Source organism: Intrasporangium mesophilum (assembly GCF_054783095.1).
Genome location: NZ_BAAGRF010000013.1, coordinates 311521 through 335720 on the forward strand (window position 1 = coordinate 311521; position 24200 = coordinate 335720).

General features: G+C 68.6%; 24 protein-coding genes and 1 pseudogene. 5 read left to right on the forward strand and 20 right to left on the reverse strand.

Translation table 11 applies throughout. The annotated features are described in order from the left end of the window. Positions 1-96: 96 nt before the first annotated feature. The 8 genes from ACYVLP_RS12825 to ACYVLP_RS12860 all read right to left on the reverse strand — a co-directional run bounded on the left by ACYVLP_RS12825 (position 97) and on the right by ACYVLP_RS12860 (position 7366). Positions 97-918: an alpha/beta fold hydrolase gene (locus ACYVLP_RS12825; RefSeq protein WP_460627734.1), complete on the reverse strand. Its 822-nt coding sequence runs from the start codon at positions 916-918 to the stop codon at positions 97-99. After that, entirely contained in the window at positions 915-2369 is a 1455-nt protein-coding gene (locus ACYVLP_RS12830) for an aldehyde dehydrogenase (RefSeq protein ID WP_460627735.1), read from the reverse strand. The genes ACYVLP_RS12825 and ACYVLP_RS12830 overlap by 4 nt, the downstream gene beginning before the upstream one ends. A 27-nt stretch (positions 2370-2396) precedes the next feature. Next, positions 2397-2612, reverse strand: coding sequence for a 2-hydroxymuconate tautomerase (locus tag ACYVLP_RS12835; protein WP_460627736.1), 216 nt, complete (start codon positions 2610-2612; stop codon positions 2397-2399). A gap of 2 nt (positions 2613-2614) precedes the next feature. After that, complete coding sequence (locus ACYVLP_RS12840; RefSeq protein ID WP_460627737.1) at positions 2615-3421, reverse strand: 2-keto-4-pentenoate hydratase; 807 nt, start codon at positions 3419-3421, stop codon at positions 2615-2617. Next, positions 3421-4569 carry a 4-hydroxy-2-oxovalerate aldolase gene (gene dmpG / locus ACYVLP_RS12845; RefSeq protein ID WP_460627738.1) on the reverse strand — a complete coding sequence of 383 codons (1149 nt, stop codon included), beginning with the start codon at positions 4567-4569 and terminating at the stop codon, positions 3421-3423. The genes ACYVLP_RS12840 and dmpG overlap by 1 nt, the downstream gene beginning before the upstream one ends. A gap of 3 nt (positions 4570-4572) precedes the next feature. Beyond that, positions 4573-5595 (reverse strand): acetaldehyde dehydrogenase (acetylating), encoded by a 1023-nt coding sequence (locus ACYVLP_RS12850; protein ID WP_460627739.1) that lies wholly within the window; start codon positions 5593-5595, stop codon positions 4573-4575. Positions 5596-5599: 4 nt separating this feature from the next. Then, entirely contained in the window at positions 5600-6403 is an 804-nt protein-coding gene (locus ACYVLP_RS12855) for a 2-keto-4-pentenoate hydratase (protein WP_460627740.1), read from the reverse strand. A 153-nt stretch (positions 6404-6556) separates the two neighbouring features. Beyond that, complete coding sequence (locus tag ACYVLP_RS12860) at positions 6557-7366, reverse strand: IclR family transcriptional regulator (RefSeq protein ID WP_460627741.1); 810 nt, start codon at positions 7364-7366, stop codon at positions 6557-6559. Positions 7367-7430: 64 nt separating this feature from the next. Between ACYVLP_RS12860 and ACYVLP_RS12865 the strand changes: the two genes are divergently transcribed. Beyond that, entirely contained in the window at positions 7431-8219 is a 789-nt protein-coding gene (locus ACYVLP_RS12865; RefSeq protein ID WP_460627742.1) for an IclR family transcriptional regulator, read from the forward strand. Positions 8220-8369: 150 nt separating this feature from the next. Here the strand turns inward: ACYVLP_RS12865 and ACYVLP_RS12870 are convergent, their stop codons facing one another. From ACYVLP_RS12870 to ACYVLP_RS12915, 10 genes are all read right to left on the reverse strand, one after another. Beyond that, positions 8370-9449: a 2Fe-2S iron-sulfur cluster-binding protein gene (locus ACYVLP_RS12870; RefSeq protein ID WP_460627743.1), complete on the reverse strand. Its 1080-nt coding sequence runs from the start codon at positions 9447-9449 to the stop codon at positions 8370-8372. Between the two features lie 123 nt (positions 9450-9572). Continuing rightward, positions 9573-9899, reverse strand: coding sequence for a phenol hydroxylase subunit P4 (locus tag ACYVLP_RS12875; RefSeq protein WP_460627744.1), 327 nt, complete (start codon positions 9897-9899; stop codon positions 9573-9575). A 12-nt stretch (positions 9900-9911) separates the two neighbouring features. After that, a complete protein-coding gene (locus tag ACYVLP_RS12880; protein ID WP_460627745.1) occupies positions 9912-11459 on the reverse strand; it encodes a YHS domain-containing protein in 1548 nt (515 codons plus the stop codon). Between the two features lie 26 nt (positions 11460-11485). Beyond that, a complete protein-coding gene (locus ACYVLP_RS12885) occupies positions 11486-11824 on the reverse strand; it encodes an MmoB/DmpM family protein (RefSeq protein WP_460627746.1) in 339 nt (112 codons plus the stop codon). A gap of 1 nt (position 11825) precedes the next feature. Next, positions 11826-12833: a ferritin family protein gene (locus tag ACYVLP_RS12890; protein ID WP_460627747.1), complete on the reverse strand. Its 1008-nt coding sequence runs from the start codon at positions 12831-12833 to the stop codon at positions 11826-11828. A 169-nt stretch (positions 12834-13002) separates the two neighbouring features. After that, the gene (locus ACYVLP_RS12895; protein ID WP_460627748.1) at positions 13003-13446 is read right to left on the reverse strand and encodes a hypothetical protein; all 444 of its coding nucleotides are present in this window, start codon (positions 13444-13446) and stop codon (positions 13003-13005) included. A gap of 70 nt (positions 13447-13516) precedes the next feature. After that, positions 13517-13963, reverse strand: a complete 447-nt coding sequence (locus ACYVLP_RS12900) for a GlcG/HbpS family heme-binding protein (RefSeq protein WP_460627749.1) — start codon at positions 13961-13963, stop codon at positions 13517-13519. Beyond that, positions 13960-14877 carry a catechol 2,3-dioxygenase gene (locus tag ACYVLP_RS12905; RefSeq protein ID WP_460627750.1) on the reverse strand — a complete coding sequence of 306 codons (918 nt, stop codon included), beginning with the start codon at positions 14875-14877 and terminating at the stop codon, positions 13960-13962. The genes ACYVLP_RS12900 and ACYVLP_RS12905 overlap by 4 nt, the downstream gene beginning before the upstream one ends. Before the next feature lie 2 nt (positions 14878-14879). Next, positions 14880-15251 (reverse strand): 2Fe-2S iron-sulfur cluster-binding protein, encoded by a 372-nt coding sequence (locus tag ACYVLP_RS12910; RefSeq protein WP_452267215.1) that lies wholly within the window; start codon positions 15249-15251, stop codon positions 14880-14882. A gap of 290 nt (positions 15252-15541) precedes the next feature. Continuing rightward, positions 15542-17956, reverse strand: a complete 2415-nt coding sequence (locus tag ACYVLP_RS12915; protein ID WP_460627787.1) for a LuxR C-terminal-related transcriptional regulator — start codon at positions 17954-17956, stop codon at positions 15542-15544. A 1944-nt stretch (positions 17957-19900) separates the two neighbouring features. On the opposite strand from ACYVLP_RS12915, the pseudogene ACYVLP_RS12920 reads away from it, so the two are divergent. Together ACYVLP_RS12920 and ACYVLP_RS12925 are read left to right on the forward strand one after the other, a co-directional pair. After that, positions 19901-20164, forward strand: a pseudogene (locus tag ACYVLP_RS12920) (IS110 family transposase); the annotation flags it as partial. Positions 20165-20213: 49 nt separating this feature from the next. Further along, a complete protein-coding gene (locus ACYVLP_RS12925; RefSeq protein WP_460627751.1) occupies positions 20214-20513 on the forward strand; it encodes a hypothetical protein in 300 nt (99 codons plus the stop codon). 148 nt (positions 20514-20661) lie between these two features. Here the strand turns inward: ACYVLP_RS12925 and ACYVLP_RS12930 are convergent, their stop codons facing one another. After that, positions 20662-21036 carry a hypothetical protein gene (locus ACYVLP_RS12930; protein ID WP_460627752.1) on the reverse strand — a complete coding sequence of 125 codons (375 nt, stop codon included), beginning with the start codon at positions 21034-21036 and terminating at the stop codon, positions 20662-20664. A 1-nt stretch (position 21037) separates the two neighbouring features. Then, positions 21038-21220, reverse strand: coding sequence for a hypothetical protein (locus ACYVLP_RS12935; RefSeq protein WP_460627753.1), 183 nt, complete (start codon positions 21218-21220; stop codon positions 21038-21040). Between the two features lie 294 nt (positions 21221-21514). Here ACYVLP_RS12935 and ACYVLP_RS12940 point away from each other — a divergent pair, with 294 nt between their 5' ends. Then, positions 21515-22876 (forward strand): TRAP transporter substrate-binding protein, encoded by a 1362-nt coding sequence (locus ACYVLP_RS12940; protein WP_460627754.1) that lies wholly within the window; start codon positions 21515-21517, stop codon positions 22874-22876. Between the two features lie 523 nt (positions 22877-23399). After that, positions 23400-23783, forward strand: coding sequence for a hypothetical protein (locus tag ACYVLP_RS12945; protein ID WP_460627755.1), 384 nt, complete (start codon positions 23400-23402; stop codon positions 23781-23783). Positions 23784-24200 lie beyond the last annotated feature (417 nt).

Sequence of the window (24200 nt, forward strand, 5' to 3'; positions counted from 1 at the left end):
TCGCGAGAAGGCACATCCAGCCCGCGTGACCGATGGGTAAGCACAACCGACATCCCGTGGCCGGACAGCGCACCAGCCACCGGATGAGCCGAGGAGTCAGGCGATGAAACGGGTCAGCAGCGCGTTGAAGTCGGCGGCCTTCTCGATCTGGGTCCAGTGGCCGCACCGGCCGAACACATGCAGCTGAACGTCGTCGATGAGTCGCACCAGCTCGAGCGACGTCTCCAGCGGGATGACCAGGTCGTCGCGACCGTGGATGAGCAAGGTCGGCGCACTGATCGCACTCAGCTGCTCGGCCGGAAGAGCCATGGCGTCCACCCAACGCTGGCGGGGCGCAGGGAACATCGCCGCGAAACGGGCGTCGGCCCCGTCGGCGACCGCCGCCGCATAACGGTCGCGCGCCAGGTCATCGCTGACAAGCGAGGTGTCATAGGCGAAGACCCCGAGCAGCTCGCGCATCGCCTCGACAGAGGGCTGGAACCCCCAGACCGACTCCAGCCCTTCGGTGATGGCGAACGGCACGCCGACGGAACCCATGAGCACGAGTCGCTCCACCCTGCTGGGATGTGCGCTGGCGAGCCGCAGCGCGACCGCGCCGCCGAACGAGTTCCCGACGACACTGGCACGGTCGATGCCGAGGGTGTCGAGGAGCGCGACGGCGTGTGCCAGCCATGACTCCATGGAGTACTCATGGCCCTCAGGGGGCACCGTGCGCCCGAAACCGAGCTGGTCCGCGGCCACGACACGATGGCCCGCCTCGACGAGGGCCGGGATCGTGAGGCGCCAGTTCGCGGCCGCGCTGACGCCCGGGCCTGAGCCGTGGAGCAGGAGGACGGCGGGCCCCGAGCCCAGGTCGTGGACCCACGTCGGAGTGCCGTCGATGTCGACGAAGTGCCCGCCGATGGCGATGGCGCTCACCCTCGCGCGTCTCGGTCGATCTGCATGACGACGGCCTTTGGCTCGGTGAAGAACTCCCGGCTGAAGGTGCCGCCCTCGCGACCGACGCCCGAGTCGCCGACGCCGCCGAAGGGAGCGCGCAGGTCACGGATGAAGAAGCAGTTCACCCAGACGGTCCCGGCCTTGAGGTTCGAGGAGACGCGGTGCGCCCGCGAGAGGTTCTCGGTGAAGAGCATCGCGTTGAGGCCGTACGCGGTGTCGTTCGCGAGGCGTACGACCTCCGCCTCCGTCTCGAACCGGTTGACCACGACGACCGGGCCGAAGATCTCCTGGCGGTACTGCGTCGCCGTCAGCGGCAGGTCCGTGACGATCGTCGGGCGCACGACCCACGATCCGTCGCCCATGAGGCCGCCGGTGAGGATCTTGCCACCCTGCTCCTCGACGGTCTCCACGTACGACGCCACCTTGCGGTAGTGCTCCTGCGAAGCGAGGCACGAGAACTGCGTCTCCGGCGCGAACGGGTCGCCGATGACAAGCGTCTCGGCTGCGTCCTTGAAGCGAGCTACGAACTCCTCGTAGACCGCCGACTGGACGAACAGGCGCGAGCCGGCGAGGCAGACCTGTCCGGCGTTGCGGAAGATCGACTCGACCGCCCAGTGGACGGCGTTGTCGAGGTCGGCGTCGTCGAAGACGACGTTGGCGCCCTTGCCGCCGAGCTCGAGGCTCACGGGCGTGAGGTTCTGGGCTGCCGCCGACATGATGATGCGGCCCGTGCCGGACTCCCCCGTGAACGTGACCCGGTCGACCCGAGGGTCGCCCGTCAGCGACGAGCCGGCCGGCTCTCCGAAACCGTTCAGGACGTTGAGGACCCCCGGTGGGAACCCGGCCTCGACCGCGAGGCGCCCGAGCATGACGACGGAGGCGGGGGTGTCCTCCGCGGGCTTGATGATGCAGGTGTTGCCCCACGCGATCGCCGGAGCGATCTTCCACGTCGCCATCATGAGCGGGAAGTTCCACGGGGAGATCGCGGCGACGACCCCGGCCGGGCCGAACTCGGTGTAGGCGTGGTGGCCGCTGTCCATCGGCATCACCTCGCCGACGTGGTCGCGCTGGTGGTCGGCGAAGAAGCGGAAGTTCCACACCGAGCGAGCGACGTCGTGCCTGGCCTGGGCGAGCGGCTTGCCCATGTCGGTGGAGTCCGCGCTCGCGAGCTCCTCGGCGTGCTCCTCCATGAGGTCGGCGAGCCGGTGGATGAGCCGGGCCCGCTCGGTGCGGCCCATTCGCGGCCACGGCCCCTCGTCATAGGCCCGGCGGGCGCTGCCGAGCGCGCGGTCCGCGTCGGCTGCCGAGGCCTCCGCGACCTCGGCCCACTTCTGGCGGGTCCATGGGTTGACGGTGTCGAAGCGTGTGCCGTCGAGGCTCTCGACCTCTTCGTTGTCGATGATGTGCCCGAAGAAGGGATAGCTGCTCATGGTGGTCACCTTGGGATCACGTGCGGTTCAGGACGAGGACTGGGTATGCCGGGTGGCGACGCGCTCGGCGATCGTGACGTCCCCGGCCGCGAAGTGGGTGGTCGGCACCTCGCGCACGACGACGCGGACGCTCTCGACAGGGGCGTCAACGCTCTCGACGACCGCATGGGTGACCGCGGAGATGAGAGTGCGCAGCTGTTCCGGGGTGCGCCCCTGCGTGAGGGTGATCTCGACGATAGGCACCGTCAGTCACCTCCGTTGAGGAAGACCGACCCGAGGTGGGTGAAGTGCATCGCCACCGAGGTGCCCGGCGGTGCGTAGACCGCATCGGTCATCCCGCCGGTGAGCACGATCCAGCCCGGTTCGATGGCGTGGCCCCGGCGGGCAAGGTCGTTGGCAGCGAGTGCGAGGGCCTCCCCCGGATGGCCCTGCACCGCTGCCCCCGTCGCGGAGTCGACGACGACACCGTCGACCTCGACGAGGACGGCCTCCAGCCCGAGGTCGAGCTCCGCGGGCGGCAGCCCGATCGGCCCGGTGACGAAGGCACCCGAGGAGGCGTTGTCGGCCACGACGTCTCCGGCGGTGAACCGGAAGTCGCGGTAGCGCGAGTCGATGAGCTCGGCCCCACCCCAGACGCTCTCGACCGCGGCCATGGCCCGGGCACAGGTCACGCCGGGCCCCTCGAGCCGGTCGCCCATGACGAAGACGATCTCCGGCTCGACCCGCGGGTGAATGAGCCGTGACTGCGGGACGTCGTCCCCGACGGGGAGCACCATCGCGTCGGTGAGCCAGGCGACGAACGGGACGTGGACGCCCATCCGCTGCTGCTTCGCGCGGCTCGTCAGGCCGAGCTTGACGCCGATCAGCTGCTCCCCGCGATCAAGTCGCTTCTCGAGGTTGCGGTCCTGGATGCGGTACCCCGTGTCGAGGTCTAGCCCGGGCCACTCGTCGGTGAAGGGCTCGCGGTCGCGCCGCTCGTCCTCGCAGGCGAGCAGCTCTGCTGCGACGGACTCGATGTCCCAGCCCCGTTCGGGCATGGTTCCGGTCGACATCACGCCACCCCCAGCCCGGCGAGGTCGCCCATCGCGAGCTCGCGCTCTCGCTCCTCGCGCAGCTCGAGGGCGATGTCGATGATCATGTCCTCCTGGCCGCCGACGTAGCCGGCCTCGCCGACCCGCTGGAGGATCGCGTGCGCGGGGACGCCGTATCGGTCGGACGCGCGTTCGGCGTGCAGGAGGAAGGACGAGTAGACCCCGGCATACCCCTGGGTGATGGACGCACGGTCCATCCACGGAAGTCGCGGGATGAAGGGGCGCACGACCTCCTCGGCGGCCGAGAGCACCTCGCCGAGGTCGACGCCGGTCCGGATCCCCAGGCGCTCGAACGTCGCCGCGAGCACCTCCGTCGGGCTGTTGCCGGCGCCGGCGCCGAGGGCGCAGAGCGCCCCGTCGATCTGCCGGGCACCCGCCTGATACGCGAGCACGGAGTTCGCGATGCCCATGCTGAGGTTCTGGTGCCCGTGGAATCCGACCTGGGCCTGACCCCCGACCTCCTCGATGACCGCCGCGATCCGCGCCTGCGCCGTGTCGAGGACCAGGGCACCCGCGGAGTCCACGACGTAGACACACTGCGCGCCCGCGTCGACCATGATCCGGGCCTGCCTCGCGAGCTCCTGGGGCGCAGCCTTGTGCGAGAGCATGAGGAATCCGACGGTCTCCATGCCGAGGGCGCGCGCTGCCCCGAAGTGCTGGATCGAGACGTCGGCCTCGGTGCAGTGCGTGGCGATCCGGGCCACCGAAGCGCCGACCGCGTGGGCCTTCCTGAGATGGTGCACTGTGCCGAGCCCGGGGAGCATCAGCACGGCGATCTTCGCCTGCGTCGCCTCGTCCACGGCCGCCGCGATGAGGTCGAACTCATCGACCGTCGAGAAGCCGTAGTTGAAACTGGAGCCGCCGAGGCCGTCGCCGTGCGAGACCTCGATGACCTGCACGCCGGCGCGGTCGAGCGCGTGCACGACGCCACGGACCTGGCCCTCCGTGAACTGATGCTGCATCGCGTGGGAGCCATCCCGCAGGGTCGAGTCGGTGATGCGAACGTCACGCTCGCCGCCGGCGCCCGGGGTGCGAGCGAGCACGTCCGAGTCGGTCAGCTGCTCGGACACGACGGGCGCGTCCTCCGGGCGGATGGTCATGTCACCCATGGGTCAGACTCCTGCCTTGACGTCGGCGGCGGCGGTACTGGTGGAGCGGGCGGACGTGCGATCGGCGGCCAGCTCGCCGAGGTCGGCCGAGGACTTCCACGTCGATGCGACGCCGAGTCGGTGGGCGACCATGAGATCACCGACCCTGGCCGCGGCCGCTGTGATGATGTCGAGGTTGCCGGCATAGTCGGGCAGGTAGTCCCCACGGCCCTTGACCTCTAGGGGGACGAACACGCGGGCCTGGCCACGCCACGTCTCGCGCGGCGAGTCGAACTGGACGTCCGCCCGAAGGTGGTAGCCGGGGACGTACTCCCTCACGGTCTCGACCATCCGGTGGATGGACTCCAGGACGGCATCCTGAAGGCTCCCCGACTCCGCAGCCTCTTCGGGGATGGCACAGAAGACGGTGTTGCGCATCATGAGCGGGGGCTCGACGGGGTTGAGGATGATGATCGCCTTGCCGCGTTGGGCGCCGCCGACCACCTCGAGGGCTGCGGAGGTGGTCTCGGTGAACTCGTCGATGTTGGCGCGCGTCCCCGGCCCGGCCGACCTCGACGAGATCGAGGCGACGATCTCGGCATACGGCACTGGCACCACGCTGGAAACCGCCTTGACGATCGGCGCCGTCGCCTGCCCGCCGCAGGTGATCAGGTTGACGTTCGTCGCGTCGAGGTTGAACTCGAGGTTGACGGGCGGGCAGATGTAAGGTCCGACGGCGGCCGGCGTCAGGTCGACCGCGAGGATGCCGGCCTCGGCATAGCGGGGGGCGTTGACCTCGTGGGCCCTCGCCGACGTGCACTCGAAAACGATGTCGGGCAGCTCGTCCTGGGCCAGCAGCCAGTCGACCCCCTCGTGCGACGCCTCCAGCCCGAGCGAGGCGGCTCGTCGCAGGCCGTCCGATGCGGGGTCGACGCCGATCATCCAGCGCGGCTCGATGAGCTCGCTGCGCCTCATCAGCTTGAACATCAGGTCGGTGCCGATGTTGCCCGGCCCGACGATCGCCGCCATGCCCTTGGTCCTGGCCATGTGGTTACTCCTTGTCGGAGGGATTGGTCTTGAAGCGCGCTGTCACCGAGCCGAGGCCGGCGAAGGTGGCCGTGAACGTGTCGCCGGGCGCCACGGGGACCATGGCGCACACCGAACCGGGCAGGACGACGTGGCCCGCCTCGAGGCTGATGCCGCGGGCACCCACCGTGTTGGCGAGCCAGACGAGCGCGTTGAGCGGAGATCCCAGGACGGCGCCACCGGCTCCGGTTCCTACGACCCGCGCGTTGCGGTGGAATGTCGCGCCGGCCAGGCGCAGGTCGACGGCACCGATGTCGGTCGGCGTCGACCCGAGGACCACAGCACCGGACGAGGCGTTGTCCGCGACGGTGTCGAGCAGGCCGATCTTCCAGTCCCGGATGCGCGAGTCGACGACCTCGAGTGCGGGCAGGACGAAGTCGACGGCCGCGAGCGCCTCGTGGACGGTCACCCCGGGGCCCCGCAGCGCACGCTTCAGCACGAAGGCGACCTCGGGCTCGATGCGTGGCTGGAGGAACCGGTCGAGCGGGATCGGCTGGTGCTCGAGATGGAAGAAGTCGTCGAGGAGGTGGCCGTAGTCGGGCTCGGTCACGCCGAGCAGCGTCTGCATGGCGGCCGAGGTCAGGCCGACCTTGTGGCCCTTGACGACCCGGCCGGCCGAGGTCAGCTCGTCGATCTGCAGCAGCTGGATCGCGTATGCGTCCTCGAGCGTCATCTCGGGATAGGTCGTCGTCAGCGGGGCAATTGGCTCCCGTGTCTCGTATGCCGCGAGCAGTTCGCTCGCCGCCCGGGAACGCGCAGCGTCGTCCACCTGTGGATCCCTTCGATCTGCTTGCGGCGCAACGGTCGCCGGGCCCGGGATGCGGGCATCACACCCGCTGTCCGATGCCCACCGTAGGTGGCAGGTCCGGCATACGTCGTGGCCCGTTCCGCTCCCGGGAACGGCGCCGCGGCAGGCGCAAGGTCAGCGGCCGACGCTCTTGCTGATCCGGCGCGAGGCCGCGGTGAGGAGGGGGACGAGCTGGCCGACGGCCGGCTTGACCTGGTCCGTCGGCCCGAAGACAGACAGCGACGCGATGGCGCGACCGCGGTTCATGACAGGGACTGCGACCGACGACGCTCCGTCGAAGGACTCGCCGTGCGACTCGGCGTAGCACTGGGTGCGGGCGGTCTCGACGACGGCAGCCCAGTCCTGGGCGGTCCGGACCGTGTTGCCCAGCCGTGGGGGGAAGCCCGCCGTGACCCGGGCGGCGTATGCCTTCGGGTCGAACGCGGCGATGACCTTCCCGGAGCTCGTGCAGTGGGAGGGCAGGCGACGCCCGACGTGGCCGAGGATGCGGACACCGTCGCGGTTCTCGATTCGCTCGACGAACACGACGTCGGCGCCCTCGGCCACGGAGAAGTTCACCGTCAGCCTGGTGCTGTACGCAACCTGGCGCAGGGTTGGCAAGGCTGCGTGGCGCAGCTCGTTGCGGGCGAGGGCGAGCTCGCCCAGCTCGTAGAGGTGGATGCCGAGCCGGTAGGCCCCTGTGTGCGGATCCTGCTCGACGAACCCGCGACTGACGAGCGTCTGGAGCAGTCGGTGAGCGGTCGACTTGGCGACCCCCAGCCGGCGCGCGATGTCGGAGACGCCGAGCTCGCCGTCCGTGGCGAAGCACTCGAGCACGTCGAGGGCCGAGCCGACGGACTTCAGCCCAGAGCCGAGGTGGGCGTCCTGCGCGGCGGCAGGCTTGCGCGGGGTGGTGGCGCACCAGGCGTGATCAACGATCGTCATCGACCGGCCTCTCATCCGACAGGGTTGACCTGACAGTGCCGCGGCGATGCCGTTCAATCAATGCATGCGTTCCACTGATCGGGACGTCGTGAGCGAGATCACCACGGTCGCCGGACCGTCCGGTGTGCTCGAACGCACGCTCGCGATCCTCGAGGCCTTCGACGCTCGCGCGACGAACCTCGGGCTTGGCGAGCTCTCGCGTCGGACCGGCATGCCCAAGTCGACCGTCCACCGGATGGCGGCCCAGCTGTGCCGCGAGCGCCTGCTCGAGCGCCTCGACGACGGCAGCTACCGACTCGGGCTTCGCCTGTTCGAGATCGGCGAGCGGGTGCCGATGCATAGGTCCCTGTCGCAGGCGGCGCTGCCGATCATGGAGGACCTGCGCGAGGCGACCCGCCAGCGCATCCACCTGGCCGTCCTCGAAGGCGTCGACGTCGTCTACGTCGAGATCCTCGGCGCGAACCTCGCGTCGGTCGGCTCACGCACCGGCGGCCGGTTCCCGGCGCACGCGACGGGAGTTGGCAAGGCCCTGCTCGCCTACTCCCCCGCCGCCGTCGTCCGGACCCGGATCGAGGCCGGGCTGCCGCGGCTGACCGCGCGCACGATCACGACGCCGGGCGCCCTGCAGCGCGAGCTGAGGGACATCCGTTCCAAAGGCTTCGCCCAGGACCGGGAGGAGTCGCACGTCGGCATCTCGTGCGTCGCGGCGCCGGTGTTCGGCAGCGACGCCAAGGTACGGGCGGCCCTGTCGGTCACCGGCCGGACGACCTCGATCGACCCCGTCCGCCTGGGGCCAGCGGTGCTCACCGCAGCGCACGCACTCACCCGTGCGCTCCGCGACAGCCGCCTGTGAGCCATTACATGGGCTCGCTCCGCTCGCCGCGTTCGGCGCGCCCTGACGTCACGCCTTCCCTCCTCGACTCGCTCGCTGGCGCTCGCATCGCTCGTCAGTCCACGCGTGACGCGCGCCGAACATGACATGGGCTCGCTCCGCTCGCTCGGGTCAGCGCTTGATGAGGGGGCTGCGCAGCCCACCCGAGGCCTTGTCGGACTCGTCGAAGAAGTCTTCACGGTAGATGTCGCGCGGAAACAGTCGTCTGGACATCAGGGTCTTCAGGGCGGCCTCGACCATGGGAGGCGGTCCGCAGAGGTAGCCGGCTCCGCCGCTCAGGGTGGCGTGGTCTCCGGCGATGACGTCGGTGACGAGCCCGTAGCCGTAGCGTTCCGCGTCCTCACCGACGTCGAGCGCGGTCTCCTCCGACAGGCAGGGCCGATACGTGAACCGCGCCGGGTGCTCCGCCTCGAGGCGTCGGAACTCCTCGACGTCGTAGAGCCACTCGCGCGACCGGCCGCCCTGGTAGAGCGTGATATGCCCTGCGTATGCACCGTTCTCGAGGGCATGCCGGATCATCGACTTGATCGGGGCCAGGCCCGTGCCGCCGGCGACGAGCACCGCGTCGCGCTCGTCGCCGACCTTGAGGACGAAACGGCCGTACGGCCCCGACAGCCGGATCGTGTCGCCCACGCTCATCGTCGAGAACACCCACCCGTCGGACGCGAGACCCCCCGGGGTCCGTCTGATGTGGAACTCGAGCACGCACTGCTCCGTCGGCGGGCTGGCGATCGAGTACGTGCGGTCGGCGCCGGTGCCCGGCACCTCGAACTTCAGGTACTGGCCGGCATTGAACGCCATCGGCCGGTCGAGCCGGACGAGCAGGCGGCGCGTGTCCTTAGCGATCTCGTCGAGCGCGACGACGGTGCCCGTGAAGTCCTGGACCGGGTGCACCTCGATGTCCTCGTCGACGTCGATGTCGGCCTCGATGGTGACGTCCGATCGGGGCTTGGCGCAGCAGGCGAGCATCCGCCCCTCGTCGCGCTCGAAGTCCATGAGAGCGAACGAGCTGGCGTCGCCGTGGTCGACGTCGCCCTCGACGATGTCGCACTTGCAGGTCGCACACGTGCCGTGGGTGCACGAGTGCGGGAGCCAGACTCCGTTGCGCAGACAGGCGTCGAGGATCGTCTGGTCCTCGCGGCACGCGATCTCGCGACCGAGCGGCTCCACGGTGATCGTGAAGGTATCCATGGCCGGGCTCCTCGAGCGGGTTGGGTCGGTGGGCAGGGTGGATGCGAGCGACCGAGGTCGCGAGGCACGGCCAGGGGTATGCCGTGTGGCGGGCCACCCGGCATACCCCCTCCGCAGACGTGGCTAGGCGAGAACCCTCGTGCCGATGACGTCCTTGTGGACGACGCCGATCTCCGCGAGAGTCTGCTCGTGGCGTGGCTTCACCTCGGCGCCGTGCAGGGTCCAGGCGCGCGCCGCCGCCGGGTCGAAGTCGGGGTCCTCCTCGGCGAAGGGGACGACGAGCTGGGACCAGAAGTCACCCCACCTCATCGACGTCGGCGCGCGGAAGCACGCCGCGGCGCAGAACCACGGGTTGTCTTGAAACCACACGTGGACCAGCTGGTCGTCGCCGTACAGCTCCTGCCGGGACCGCGACGGGAAGTCGTACGTGCCGATGCTCTTGACTGCCATGTCCTTCTCCTCTCAGGCCTCGGAGCCGAGGCGGTCCTCGGCGCGGTCTGCTGCCACGTGCCATCGGTGCCAGTTGGCGTCGTCGCGGGAGCCGTAGTGCTCGCCTCCGTCGCCCTCCTCGATGCCGTACCAGGCCAGCACGTCGGGGACCGTCGGGCCTCCGCAGTTGCCCTGGTAGATCTGGTGCACGGGCAGCCACGCCTGGACGTACTTCTCCGGCTCGCGCTCGAAGATCCACTGGCAGCCGTCGGAGCACATCTGGAACTTCTCGCCCCGGTACTCGCTCTCGCGTTGGCAGATGGTCGTCGGGTCGCCCGGTTCGGTGAAGCCCATGGGGATCTGGCAGACCTGGCACAGCTGCGGCAGGCCGCGGACGAAATGGCGTCCGCCTGCGACGTTGTTCCGCTTCTCCTTGTCCCACAACGGCCGGTAGTAGCGGTCGAAAGTGTCGGGGTAGGTGCTGGAGAGCCAGTGCAGGTGCTCGTCGTCCGGCACGCTCGTCGTGAACGAGGCGGCGTGCGAGAACTGGTAGAGGATCCAGTAGACCTGGTGCGACAGGATCTCCTTCTCCGCGATGGCGTCGTCAACGTGCTTGGGCGGGCGGATGCCGTAGAAGGCAAGGTCCTCGAACAGGCCCTGCATCATCTGCTGCTCGAAGTAGAGCTCGAAGGCCTCCTTCCAGGACATGACCTTGCGCGGCAGCATGTAGTCGAGCATCTGCGCCACGAGGCCGGTCACCCGGTAGCCCCGCCAGAACCACTTGTCGATCCACGCCTGCACGATCGGAACGTTCTTCTCGTCCTGCTCGAGCAGGAACTTGATCGCCTCGAGCCCGAGAGTCATGTGCCGCGACTCGTCGGACTGGGCGGAGAACCCGAACGTCATGGTCGGCAGGTCGCCGTTGAAGCTCGCGCCCGACATGAACGGCACGAACAGCAGGTTCGTCAGCAGGTACTCGAAGGAGAACCCGATGGCGATGAGGAACTCGAACGGGCCGGCCGACAACGCGTCGTCGAAGAACGACTTCGGCACCGAGAGGTACCAGACCCGGTCGTGCATCTGCAGGTAGTTGTGGAACCCGCTGTAGTACTTGTTGTAGTTCGACAGCGTGTGGACCTCGGTTTGCAGGTGCCGGATCTCGTCGATCGACTGGCAGAGCGCCGCGAAGCGCGGCCCGGGGCCGGCCAGGTGGCGGGCCAGATAGGCGAAGTTGCGGTGGGCCTGGTACTCCAGCGGCGCGACGCCCTGGAGGAAGAGCTTCATCGCGTTGAGGTACGACGCGTCCGTCAGGGACAGGTGGCCCTGGCCCTGGGCGAAGCCGTCGAGCACGGCATACAGCCGCTTGTCCTTCTCCGCCTGGTACTTGCAGTACGCGTCGACGGTGAGCCGGAACGGGTCCTCCCACTTGCTCCAGTCGTGGATGGTGATCCCCTCGAACGTGAGGTACGGGAACATCTCCTCGCTGGAGACGTAGCTCGGCTCCCAGTCGAGATCACGGGTGAGCGCCTCATACCGCTGCTTCATCGACAGCTTGCGCGGCGCCTTGGGGGCGATGGTCATGGTCGTCTCCTTTGTCGAGGCTCTGCTCAGTGGTCCCAGGCGATGACGATCTCGTCGTCGTCCCAGTCCTTGATGTGGCCGAAGTAGGAGACGATCGCCATCTGGAACTCGTGCGTCTCCCAGTCCCGCCCGAGGCGGCCCTCGACCGTCGTCCGGTTGACGACGAGGCGCCCGGGCGCGGTGATCCGAACGAGGCCGGGCATGTGCTGCACGGCGCAGTCCGGGTTGTCCGCCTCGATCGCCTCGACGACCGCGCGGTTGGCCTCCGACTCCTGGATGTCCACCCCGACTGGGCGCCGGGTGGCCGGCGTCGTCGGGGGAACGGCGGACGTCCCTGTGCTCGTGGGGATGCTGGTCTCGGTCATCTCAGGCCTCCGTGGGTGCGGGGTGGGCGGCTCGGACCTCGTCGCCGAGCCGCGCCAGCGTGCTCGAGCAGCTGCCCCCGACCAGCAGGTCGGCGCGAGCAGCAAGCGGGCGCAGAGCGGTCACGGCGCGGTCGACCGCGTTCGAGACCGTCGCGGCCAGCACGCGGGCGTTGTCCGCACCGTGCTCGGGATCGCTCGTCCAGGCCCGGTACAGCGCGTCGATCCACCGGCGCTGGTCGGCGAACCACTCCGTGAGGTGCTGCGCGACCAGGCTGAAGGCCGGCGCTCCACCGGTGATCGCCACGTCGTCGAGGTGGGCGAAGAGCGTCCGGTACAGGAACGTGTCGGTGACGTCGAGAGCGACCAGTGCCAGACCCCAGTCCTGCTCGACGATGGTCTCCTCGACCAGTCGGCGCAGCTCTTGGAGGGTCTCGCTGTCGAGCCACAGCCGCTTCGCGTCCTCGAGAAGGCCGGCCGTGCCGCCGTCGAGCGCGATGCCGAGCCGGCTGATGAGCTGGGCGTTCCCGATCCGGTCGAAGGCGGCGTACGCCGCACATTGCGTGATCGATGTGCCGAACCCGAAGCGCGCCGCCGCCGTCGACACGAGCTGCGCGCCCGACTCGTAGTGGCGCAGCGGGATGACGAGCTCGGTCATGAGCTCCCGCCAGGCCTCGGGCAACCGATCCAACAGGCCCCGGCTCTCGATGTAGCCGAGCGTCGCGCCGAAGGCCTCGGACATCGCCGCGCGGGAGGTGACGTAGGGCGCGTAGTAGAACTGGCGCGGGTCGGTGAACGAGTACGGGTCCATGAGGCGCAGCACGGTGAACGCCTCGTCGTAGATCTCCACGGACGGCTTCCACAACGGCCGGTAATGGAAGTTCTCCTTCGCCTGGATGTCGATCGTCCCCTCCTCGTAGCGCGAGGCGGGTCGGTCGCCGTACCGCGCGATGAGGTGGTCGAAGGTCTTGCGCTGCGGTTCGATGACCTGCGTGCGCAGCTCGTACTGCACGTCGGTCTCCTTTGCTCGGTGTTTGACGAGTCGGGCGCGGGCGCGCCGGCTGGTTCCGGTCCGCGTTCAGGGGCAGGCCGGCATGGAGGTCCGGCGCCGCCGCCGATGACCTCCCCTGAGGTGGTGACCGCTCGGGTGAGCGGGCGGCGCTCGGGTGAGCGGGCGGCGCTCAGGCCGCGGGGTGGTGGGTGACGTCCGACTCCACGAGGAGCCGAACGAGCAGATCGGGCAGTGCGTCGGGGCCATCCAGCTCCCGGGGAACCTCTGACTCGAAGCCGTCCCCGACGAGCCGTGCGTATGCCGTCCCGTCCTCGAACGTCGTCGACACCCGGACGGCGCGGCCGCGGTAGGTGACGTTGAAGGCGAGCTCGCTGGGCAGCGTCTCATCGAACAAGGTGAGGTGGTCGTCGCGCGGTGCGAGTGTCGAGGACAGTACGGCGTTGGCCTCGCAGACCAGCTGCTCGGCGAGTGAGCGGATGGCGACCTGGCGGTCGGCCCCCGTGCTCGTCGCGATGCGCTGGCTGATGCGGGTGGCCGGCATCGGCGCGACGGGCTCGACGTCGGCCTCGCGCGCGCCGGCGAGCTCGGCGACCTGGAGCATGAACGGCGTCATCGGCGTTCCTTGTCTCGTGTGGTTCTGGTGTGGATCTGCTTGGGCCGTTCGATGGGCCTGTGGGACAGGGCTAGTCGGAGGCGAGGGCCGTTGCGCCGGCTTCGGCGATCTCGCGGTCCTGCTCTGCGGTGCCTCCGGAGACGCCTACCGCGCCGACCAGGACCCCGTCGACGGTGACGGGGACGCCGCCGCCGAAGACGACGAGGCGGTCCCGATGGACGATGCCCTCGCGCAACGCGGGCTCGTGCTCTATGAGCGTGAAGAAGTCATGGGTGGCCACGCCGTTGAACGCCGCAACCGTCCACGCCTTGTCCTGCGCGATCCCGGCGGAGAGCAGGGCCGCCCCGTCCATGCGGGCGAAAGCGAGCAGTGCTCCCGCCGGGTCGGTGACAGCGACGTTCACCGGCACCTCGAGCGCCGCCGCGCGGTCGAGGGCGGCGTCGAGAGTCGCACGCGCTCCGGCATACGTCATCGTCTGCTGGACGCGCACTCGCGCGGCGGACGCGACGGTGGTCATGTCGAGACGGTGGTGAAGCGCTCGTTGAGCTCGCGCGCGTGGTAGAAGATGCCCTTGGCGATCTGGTCCGGGGTCCACTTGACGGTGGGCCGGTCGGGGTAGGCGAGGTAGCCGCCCGCGAAGACCTCGTTGCGGTTGCCCGAGGGGTCGAAGAAGTAGATCGTCTGGCCGCGGGTGATGCCGTGGCGCGTCGGGCCGATGTCGATCGGCACGTCGTCCATCGCGAAGAGGTCACCGGCGTGGCCGACCTCGGACCAGTCCTGGAGCTTGAACGCCACGTGGTGCAGCTTGCCCTTCGGGCCCTCCAGGACGGCGAGCTGGTGGATCTGGTTGTTGCTCGTCATCCACGTCGCGATGTAGTGGGCGTCCTTGTCGTCGAGGTCGGTCTGCACGCGCTCGGTCGCGTAGAAGCCGAAGACCTCGCGCAGCATGTTCTCCATCAGGCGCACGTCGTCGGCCAGGATCAGCGAGTGGTCGAGGCCCGGCACACCGACGCCGACGAGGTGACGCGGGAACGCCTCCGGGTTGTGGGTGCCGACCTCGGTGCCGATGAGGGTCTGCGAGTGGTAGACCTCGAACACGTGGTCGGACGGTGCCGTGAACCGTATGCCGTCGCTGACCTCGGGGTTCTCACCGGCGGACATCCGCTCCATCGTCAGTCCGAAGGCCTTCCCCTTCATCTCGATCGCGTCGAGGTCCTCCGGCCTCTCGACCTTGAACCCGAACTTGACGAGGCCGACCCCGCCTTCCTCGATGACGAGCGAGTGGTGGTCCCACTCGTCCCAGCCCTTGTAGTAGACCCGACCGTCCTGCTCCAGGGTCTCGTAGAGGCCGAGCGTATTGGCGTAGTGGTGCTTCGCCTCGGCGAGGTCCGTGACCCGCACATGGGCGTAGCCCATCCTCAAGATTCCCACTGCTACTCCTTCGTGATGGTGCCGGCTGCCAGGGCCTCGGCGCGGAGCCGGGCCTTCTCGTTGATCTGGCGCAGGAACGGGTTGACGAGGCGCACACACTCGGCGCGCAGCTCGATGGTGAGATCTGACTCCGGAACCGCCCGGCAGCTCAGACAGGTGCCGTCGCTGCGCTCAGACACCGAGATGACGGAGTCGGCGACGGGCCGGTTGTAGGTGAAGGACCCCTCGTGGACGTCCACCTTGCAGATGGCACAGCCACCGCGCTTGCAGCCCACGGTGTACGCGTATCCCGCGTTGAAGAGCCCGCCGAGCACGGTCTCGCCCGGCTCGAGGTGGATGACCTCGCCCGTCGGGTTGATCGTCAATGTCGGCACCGGCGCTCCTTTGCGGACAGTCCGTGCGGCACTGCTGATGCCGCCTGGATACGAGAGTCACCTCCGGCAGGCCCCGACGGCAGCGGCGTTCCTCACTCCGGAACGCCCGACCACCCCTGTGGCATCCGATGTGGAGGCGCGAGCGCACTGATCGCGGCTGGGCTCGACGGAGAAGTCACCGTGCCCGCCGCGATACCGACGCTTCGGTCGACGCTCCGGCGTTCGGCACGACCGTGGCCCCCATCCCGGAGGTCGCGTAACAACCCAGCCTCCGGGAGACTCAGGACGCTTCAGTGCTGTGGTGAGCTTCCGTTGGGCTGGTCGGCGGGTGGTGCTGGGTGGGGTTTGGTGTGTTGGATGTACCAGCTGGCGATCTTGGCGCGGGATGTGGCGTCGAGCTTGGTCAGGATGTTGCGGATGTGGCCGTGGACGGTGCGTTCGGAGATGACCAGCTTCTGGGCGATCTGGCGGTTGCTCAGCCCGTCGGCGACGAGCTGGGCGATGTCGGCCTCGCGGGGGGTGAGCGGGGCGAACGCCGAGTGGTCTTGCTGTGGGACGTGCGCGGCTGGCTCGACGGCGAAGGCAACCGCGGTGGATGTGTCCATAGCTTGGCCGCGCGCGAACGCGGTGCCATAGGCCTCGGGCCCGACCGCGGTCTCGGCCTGGGTCGTGGCGGTGGTCCGGATGGCGAGGAATGGGGCGGCGACGGCGGGCATGTTGATGAGCTGCCAATGAGTCTTGGCGGCCCCGAGTAGGGCTGCGGCGGGAATACCGCGTCCTAGCGCGGCCTCGGTCCATCCGAGCGCCTCGAGACCCATTGCCATCTGGAACTTGTCCTGCAGCTCCGAGGCGATCCGTACGGCCTGCCGCTGGTGCCCCTCGGCCGTGGCCGCCTGCCCGGTTCGGAAGGCGATGAGCCCGAGGACCCAAAGATTTGTGCACCGCATGTACTTCTCGCCCCGGGCCTCACTGAGTGCCAGCGACTCCGAGCACAGTCGCGTGGCTTCGACGTGGTCGCCCTGCAGCGCGCGGATCAGCCCAACGACATATCTCGTCTGTAGGTAGCTGTGTCCGCCGGCGTGACCCGTCCGCTGAAGCTCGGCGGCGGCGGTCGTGAGCTGCTCAACGGCGTCGTCCAGCCGGCCGTCGTACAGAGAGACGAGCGCAGACGCGATCATGGCGTCGCTGGGCGCGTAACAATCCGGCTTCCACTTGTCGGCGGGGTGGATGTGCTCGCGGGAGTCCTCGTCGGAGGATGCCAGCGCGGTGTCGAGAAGGGCCAGGGACTCGTCGAGCCGGGCACGGGCGTACGTATGGTCGAGCTGGGGCGCGGCAAACCAGGCAGCCATGGCGGCGGCCCGGCTCCGCTCTGGCGGGCTACCGGACGGCTGGGCCAGGCCCAGGTCCATCCAGTGCCGGGCCTCGTTGAAGCGGCCCTCGCAGTTCCAGTACGGCTCGAGGTTGCGGCAGATCCGAAGCGCAGCCGGCGAGGTGTCCGGATCGGCCACGGCGTGCTCGAGCGCAGCACGCAGGTTGGCGTGTTCGCGACGCACCCGAGCTAGCCAGGAGGCCTGGTCGGGGCCGGACCAGTGCGACCACATGTCGGTCGTCAGCTCCTCGAACCAGGCGAGGTGAGCGTCCCTTGCCGGTGCCAGCTCGCGGGCATCCTCGGCCTGGCCAGCCCCGTACTGACGCACTGGCTCCAGCATTCGGTACCGACCCGCATGGTCGGGGTCGGGCGCGATCACGGACTTGTCTGACAGCGCCATGAGCAGTCCCAGCACGTCCTCGGACCTCAGGTCGGGCGTCGCGCAGACGGCCTCGGCCGCTTCGATGTCGAAGCCGCCGACGAACACACTCAGCCGGCGCCACACCGCCTGCTCCTGCGGCGGGCACAGCCGGTAGCTCCACTCCACCGACGCCACCATCGACCGATGCCGAGCCGGGGCATCCACCCGCCGTCCGTCCAGCAGCCTCAGCTCGTGCGCCCGGCGCACCATCACCTCCGGTGCCGCCACCCGCACCCTGGCCGCGGCCAGCTCGACCGCCAGCGGGACCCCGTCCAGCACCCCGACCAGCTCGGCCACCGCGGCCGCATTCTCCCGGACCAGCCGGAACGACGCCGACGCCGCGCGGGCCCGGTCCACGAACAGCTCGACCGCATCGAAACCCGCCAGAACCTCGGGCGACAGTTCGGACCCCTCGGGGACGCCTGCCGGCGGAAGGTCCATCGGCGGCACCGTCATCGGCGGAACCTCGTACACGGCCTCGCCCGCGAGCCCCAACGGCATACGGCTCGTCGCGAGAACCGCCACCCCAGGACACTCCCGCACCAGCCGCGCGACCAGCGGCGCCACGTCATCGACCAGATGCTCGCAGTTGTCCAGCCAAAGAAGCACCTGCCGCTCACGCAGGAAGTCGGTCAACACGGCAGGATCCCACCCCGACCCGGGCACCTGCAGCCCCAACGCGCCGGCCACGGTGTGACCCAACAGTCCCGTATCCGTCAGGTCCGCCAACGCCACCAGGAACGCCCCATCGGCGAACCCCGGACCCAGCTCGTCCACGACCCGCGCCGCCAGCCGGGTCTTCCCGACACCGCCGAACCCGGCCAGCGTCACCACCCGGTTCACCGAAACCAGGTCACGAACAACCCCGAGCTCCCGCTCCCTGCCCACGAACCGGGTCCCGAAGACCGAGCCCATCCCCACCGGACAATCGTAGACAGGCGAATGAGCGGATTCGACCCCAAACGCTTGAATTCAAGCCCGAACGGGCGAAACATCCGTTCGCTCCCTCGGACGCGGGGGCGCCGAGAGCGGCACCACCGGCACTGCGGCAGGCCGTACACCACCTCACCCGCGAGCCCCAACGGCATCCGGCTCGTGGCAAGCACACCAGCCCAGGACACTGGGCAACCAGGTCCACGACCAACGGCGCCACCGACCAGACGAGATGCTCACAGTTGTCCAGCCACAGCACCCGCCGATCGCGCAGGAAGTCCGTCAGTGCCGCCGCGTTCCACTCCGTGCCACACGGGCAGACCCAAAGCACCGACAACCGTGTGACCCGCCAGCGCAGCATCCGTCAAGTCTGCGATGCCACCAGGAACGCACCATCGACCAACCCGGGACCGATCTCGTCCACCTGTGCGGCCAGCGGGGTCTTCCCGACAGCGGCAGGGTCGATACTTGGGGTCGCGGTCATCGCGATGCTCCATTCGAGAGTGCTGTGGAAGGTTCACTCGAAGGATCACGCGGTGACCGCACCTACGTTCGTAGGGACACGCTCACCAACGTCGTCGTACACCAACGCTATGGACTCGACTCATAGGCAGACCACTGCCTCGCCACTTCTCCAAGCCATTGTCGATGGGCACCGTCTACCAAGCATGGAGCCAGGCGCGCAGCGAAGTTCTCACGCCCACGAACTCGCCTCCCCTCTGGCCAAGCGCCCTTACGACCTACGCCACGCGTGCGTCTCTACCTGGCTCAACGCGGGCGTGCCTGCCACCCAGGTGGCCGCGTGGGCCGTACACAGCGTCAATGTCCTGCTTAGGGTCTACGCCAAGTGCGTTGTTGGACAGGACGAGCTTGCGCGCCGACGCATCGACAGCGCCCTGCGCGGCAGCTCCGACTGACGATGTCACCGGCCAAACTCTTCCACGTATTTGCCACAGACACCCGTAGCCGGCCCGGCCGGCCCGACGACGGCCGGACACGAGCAGAAGGGCCTCTGACCGGCGTTTGCGCTGGTCAGAGGCCCTTGGGAGCACATGGTGGCAGGTGAAGGATTCGAGCCTTCGTAGCTTTCGCGACGGATTTACAGCCCGACACTCCCGGGCCGCTGACCTGCGCAAACACGGCTTCAGACCGAATTTCTCCACGAATTCCGCGCAGACACTCGCAGCCACTCGCCTTCACCCGCTGCCGGCCGAACTGTGGTGACCAGGTCAACGTTGACGCTTCCGACGACGGCGACCTCCACCGGCGGACCTGCGTTTGGGCATGCCGGTACTCCCTGCTGACGACATGCATCGATGCGTGGTGTTGGGCCACGGCTCCAGCCGACACGCCGTGTCCGGAGCCGTCGCCCTGTCTTCGGGTCTGGTTACATGCCAGGCAAGCCACGCTGGCCCCGGCCGACGACCCACACCGCCATGACGGTGAGCAGGTACGGCAGGACAAGGATGAGGTCGACGGGATGGCGGAGACCTGGGACCACCTCGACCCGGTCGTGGCTGCGTTTCGCGGAGGCAATCGTGTGCCCACTTTGTGCCCCCGCGGAGTTCAGTCGGTGGCCGATCGGCAGTCAGAAGGGCCAGGTCCTAGGCCCGAGATCTCACGGCGAAGCTTTGTCGGGCTCAACTCGACTTATTCTTTACGAGCGGTTTGCACGCTGCTTGTGCCGTCGTGCCTGGGGCGCCGGCCGCACGAACCGCGCCAACTCGACCCGGCCGTGGACATTTGGTCTGAGAACTCCTGTGCCCACTTTGTTCCCACGCAGCCTTGGGCCGCAGCATGGTCGCCACGGTTGCGGGCCGCGACCAATCCCCTTGACCCCCAGGTCAGCGGGATCTGTCAGTTATGTCTGCGCCGCCGCGACCGGACGCCGTCTCGCACACCTGAGCACGCACGGCGTGCAGTGCGTTGGGCCAAAAACGGGCCCAAGGACTGGACATCGGCAAGAAGACGGTCACCGTGTGCGTGCGCACCCCGGGCCCGCGCGGCCGGCGCCACAGCGAGACCCGCACGTTCCCGACGATGACCCGTTCGCTGGCGGTGCTGACCGGCTGGCTGCTCGAGTCCGGCGTCACCCTGGCCGGGATGGAGTCGACCAGCACCTACTGGAAGCCGGTGTTCTACGCGCTGGAGCAGCAGATGGACTGCTGGCTGATCAAGCCGCGCATATCAAGGCGCTGCCCGGGCGCAAGACCGACGTGCGTGACGCGAGTGGATTGCGATGCTGGTCGAGCACGGCCTGGTCCGGCCCTCGTTCGTGCCGCCACCGGCGATCCGCCGGCTGCGGCTGCTGACCCGGTACCGGACCCAGCTGACCGGGGACCGGACCCGCGACGGCGGCCGGCTCGAGCAGATGCTCGAGGACGCATCTATCAAGGTGTCCGCGGTCGCCTCCAGCGTGACTACCGTGTCGGTGCGCTGGATGCTGGCCGCGCTGATCGCCGGCGAGGCGGACCAGCAGGTGCTGGCCGACCTCGCCAAGGGAAAGATGCGCGTGCGGCCCACCGCTGGTGACGGCTGAACCCGCAACCTGCGCAATCGCGCCCGTCGCGGACGGCTGAGCGAGAGCATTATGCATGGCAGCCCTGGCAGACCTGCGGCAGCTGAGCGGCGGGCAGTCCTCGAACACGGGAAGGTTCGTGCGGCGATGCCTGGCCAGGCCCACGGGCCTAGCGGCTCTCGGGATCCTCGTGGCCGTGCCCGGTGTCCAGCAGCTGGTACTGAGTGACCTGCCCGTCGGGTGGCGTATCGGTCTCGACGCTGTAGGTGTGGTCCTCGTTGTGTCTATCCCCTTCGTCCTTCTGGTCACGACCGTCGTTCGGGCGGGTCGGCAGGTGCGTTGCGATGTCACCGAGGGGGCGCTCCACGCCGAACGACGGAGCCTGCGCACGGGAAGGCGCCTGGTCCGGCCACTGGCCTCGATCGAGAAAGCAGGCGTGGTTCAACCCCTCGGAGCGCGCTCCCTCGGCATCGCCACGCTGATCGTGGATGACCTCGAGTTGCATCACCTCGACGCCAAACAGGCGGCCCTTGCCCTGACCCACATCAGCAGTCCCAACCGAAGCCGGCCTGGTCACGGCAGTCGTCGAGGACGACGGGGTCGGTGGAGCGGACCCGTCGGGCTCCGAACTGCGCGGCCTCGCCGAGCGCATCGAGACGATGGGCGGTCGGCTGGTCGTGGCGAGCCGGCCGCGGCGTGGGACGCGGCTCGAGGCGAACGTCCCGCAACCAGGAGAGCAGGGGACTGGTGGCTCCGCGTCGCGAAGGGCCGAGGGAGGAGTCCCTGTGATGACACACGTCGCTCGCCGGCTCTACGCGCTCACCCTCAGGCGAACTGGGGGTTCCACCGATGCGTGGCCCACTGAGCGCCGTCTAGCGTCGAACGCACCTAAGGAGGTAGAGATGAGGCCAACCGGCATACGGGCCGCTGTTGTCGCGATCGCTGTCGTCCTGGCGATCTCAGGATGCTCATCCGTTGACAGGGCCGGCGGCCACACGCCGGTGTCGGTCACGACGCTCCAAGTGGTTAACACCCGCTCGGGCCAGGAGCTCCAGCCCGTCATCGACCGGCTCGCCGAGCTCTCTGGCGGCAAGCTGAGGCTCGACGTCCAGGACTACTGGGAACCGCGGAACACCTCCCAGGAGATCGACGCGATCCACGCCCTCCAGGCGGGCAAGGCCGACATCGCCGTCGTCTCGGCACGACCCTGGCACGAAACGGGAGTCACAGCGTTCGATGCGCTGATCGCGCCCTTCACCATCGACAGCCTCGCGCTCGAGCAAAAGGTCATGTCGAGCGACCTTCCCGACGCCATGCTGCCGGCCGTCGAGAGGCTGGGACTGAAAGGCATCGGGATACTGCCAGGTTCCATCCGGTACCCGGTAGGCCTCACCCGGGCTTTCACAACCCTCGATGACTTCAAGGACGCCCGGATCGGCCATGCTCCCTCATTCGTCGAGGAGATGACGCTGCGGTCCCTCGGGGCGAAGCCGGTGAGGTTCATCGGGAACGCCACATCAGTCCAGGGGCTCGACGGCATCAGCATCCAGGTCGCCGGGACCACGCAGTACGCGGACAGCGTGCGCAGCATCACCGGCAACGTGCCGCTATACCCACGTCCGATTGTCATCGTCGCAAGCAAGCAGGCTGACGAAAAGCTGTCCGCCGAGCAACGCGAATGGCTTCGCTCTGCGGTCCGCGACTCGACCGGACCTGCGACCACCCTGCTGCGCAACGAGGTCCGAGACGCTCTCTCGGCGCTGTGTCGCAATGCGTGGTTCCGCATCGACGACGCGAAGCCCGACGCGGTCGCCGCCATGCACGAGAAGGTGCGCCCTCTCATGGCGTCCCTGCGTGAGGATGCCGAGACTGCACAATACCTGGATCGCATCGAGCAACTGCGCTCTGGGGTGACGCCCTACACTGACGAGACCCCCAGCTGCGTGGGCTACCCCGGCCCGGCGCAGCCGCCGGACCCGCCATTGGCTCGGACCCCCGTCGATGGCACCTATCTGACGCTTCTTCCCGCGAGCTGTGACCCTGCCCCGGAGAACTGCGGCACCTACCACTTTGTGTTCGACAGGGGGCGCTTCGCCTTCACACAAGAGAACGGCCCAGCCTGCACTTGGCAGTACGGCACCTTCACCGTCAAGGGCAACCGGGTCGAGTGGTTCTTCACCGACGGCGGTGGCGAGGCACCCACCAACTCCATGAACAAGCCGGGAGACGACTTCCTCTACTCATGGAAGGTCTACAAGGACGAACTGATGCTGACCCTCCTGTCGGGTGGCTCTCAGTACCCTCCCCTGAGGCGCGTCAGGGCGACGCCCGACCGCTCCTACCTCAGCACGCGCTGCCCACCCCCGGGCCAGGCACTGCCATGACGAGTCGTGTTACATCGGACGGCATGCCGAGTCTTTCAATAGGTCTCAGCCGTCGCGCATCCCCGACAAGATCGCAAAGGGCAGCCGCCACGTGATCACGGGCACGGCACTCTTGATCCTGGGATCGTGGTGCTTGCCTGGTGGGGCTTCGTTATTCTCGGTGTGCTCACGGGGGCCCACCGCCCCGTGATGCCGTGGGCGCGCAAGGGATGACGACCGCGAGACCGTAGCCACCTCGCCATGCCCCCGGGCCGTGGACGACGACGACGAGATCCCAACAGCACCAGTGTGCGTGGGCTGCGAGTAGGAAGTCGACGAGTTCGGCCAGTGCGTCGACTGCTCCCCGCTGCTCGACGCCCCGATCCCCGGTATGCCATGAGTGCGGCACGCCCCACCCGAGCTGGTGGTCATCCTGCGCCGCCACCTCGCAAGCTTCCCGTCGGGGCCGGACGGGAGGCTCTTCGTCACCCGTACCGGTCGGGCCGGTATCCCCTTGGCGGGTCCACTCGCCACCGCCCAGTCCATGGGCATCGTGTATCGGGTCTGGGACGGCGCTCGCCGGTCGGTACTGACGGAGCAGGAGTACGCCTCGCCCCTCGCGAAGCGCCCCTACGACCTCCGTCACGCCGCGGTGTCGCTCTGGCTCAATGCCGGCGTCCCAGCGACGCAAGTGGCTGAGTGGGCCGGACATAGCGTCAACGTGCTGCTGCGCGTCTACGCCAAATGCGTGGTCGGACAGGAGGAGGCCGCGAAGCTCCGCATCTCCAGGGCGCTCTCAGCTACATGGGGCGAACCCCACGCTCAGGAGGTCCACGGCAGCCCGGATTTCTCCGCGCATTCTCCGCAGACACCCGTAGACGGCCCGGCCGGACCGATCACGGCCGGACACGAACAGAAGGGCCTCTGAGCGGCGTTTCCGCAGGTCAGAGGCCCTTCTGAGCACATGGTGGCAGGTGAAGGATTCGAACCTTCGTAGCTTTCGCGACGGATTTACAGCCCGACACTCCCGGGCCGTTTGACCTGCGCAAACGCATCTCCAGGACCAACTTCGCCACGAATTTCGCACAGATAGTCGCTGTCAGTCGCCTCCGCCCGGTGTCCGGCGGACACACGGGACGTCGCCTCTCAGCGCCGCCGGCGCCGTGGCCGCCCACATAGAGCTGGCGATGATGTTCCGTCTCCCAACGCTCTGCGCTGCTGACGCGAGGATCCTCTTTCGTGATCGGGTTGGCATCCCGGCCGCCGATGTCCGTCACCAGACATACGCCCTGGTGATCGTCATCGACAGTCGAGTCTGGTTCGCACTAGATCACGCAATCGTCTG

Bases quoted from the DNA above. Each gene is read 5' to 3' on its own strand.
- ACYVLP_RS12885 (WP_460627746.1), bottom strand. From the start codon at position 11,824: ATGACCGAGACCAGCATCCCCACGAGCACAGGGACGTCCGCCGTTCCC.
- ACYVLP_RS12830 (WP_460627735.1), bottom strand. From the start codon at position 2,369: ATGAGCAGCTATCCCTTCTTCGGGCACATCATCGACAACGAAGAGGTC.
- ACYVLP_RS12900 (WP_460627749.1), bottom strand. From the start codon at position 13,963: ATGACCACCGTCGCGTCCGCCGCGCGAGTGCGCGTCCAGCAGACGATG.
- ACYVLP_RS12840 (WP_460627737.1), bottom strand. From the start codon at position 3,421: ATGTCGACCGGAACCATGCCCGAACGGGGCTGGGACATCGAGTCCGTC.
- ACYVLP_RS12895 (WP_460627748.1), bottom strand. From the start codon at position 13,446: ATGACGCCGTTCATGCTCCAGGTCGCCGAGCTCGCCGGCGCGCGCGAG.
- ACYVLP_RS12875 (WP_460627744.1), bottom strand. From the start codon at position 9,899: ATGGCAGTCAAGAGCATCGGCACGTACGACTTCCCGTCGCGGTCCCGG.
- ACYVLP_RS12870 (WP_460627743.1), bottom strand. From the start codon at position 9,449: ATGGATACCTTCACGATCACCGTGGAGCCGCTCGGTCGCGAGATCGCG.
- ACYVLP_RS12850 (WP_460627739.1), bottom strand. From the start codon at position 5,595: ATGGCCAGGACCAAGGGCATGGCGGCGATCGTCGGGCCGGGCAACATC.
- ACYVLP_RS12865 (WP_460627742.1), top strand. From the start codon at position 7,431: ATGCGTTCCACTGATCGGGACGTCGTGAGCGAGATCACCACGGTCGCC.
- ACYVLP_RS12945 (WP_460627755.1), top strand. From the start codon at position 23,400: ATGGGCATCGTGTATCGGGTCTGGGACGGCGCTCGCCGGTCGGTACTG.
- dmpG (WP_460627738.1), bottom strand. From the start codon at position 4,569: ATGGGTGACATGACCATCCGCCCGGAGGACGCGCCCGTCGTGTCCGAG.
- ACYVLP_RS12880 (WP_460627745.1), bottom strand. From the start codon at position 11,459: ATGACCATCGCCCCCAAGGCGCCGCGCAAGCTGTCGATGAAGCAGCGG.
- ACYVLP_RS12925 (WP_460627751.1), top strand. From the start codon at position 20,214: ATGCTGGTCGAGCACGGCCTGGTCCGGCCCTCGTTCGTGCCGCCACCG.
- ACYVLP_RS12860 (WP_460627741.1), bottom strand. From the start codon at position 7,366: ATGACGATCGTTGATCACGCCTGGTGCGCCACCACCCCGCGCAAGCCT.
- ACYVLP_RS12915 (WP_460627787.1), bottom strand. From the start codon at position 17,956: ATGGGCTCGGTCTTCGGGACCCGGTTCGTGGGCAGGGAGCGGGAGCTC.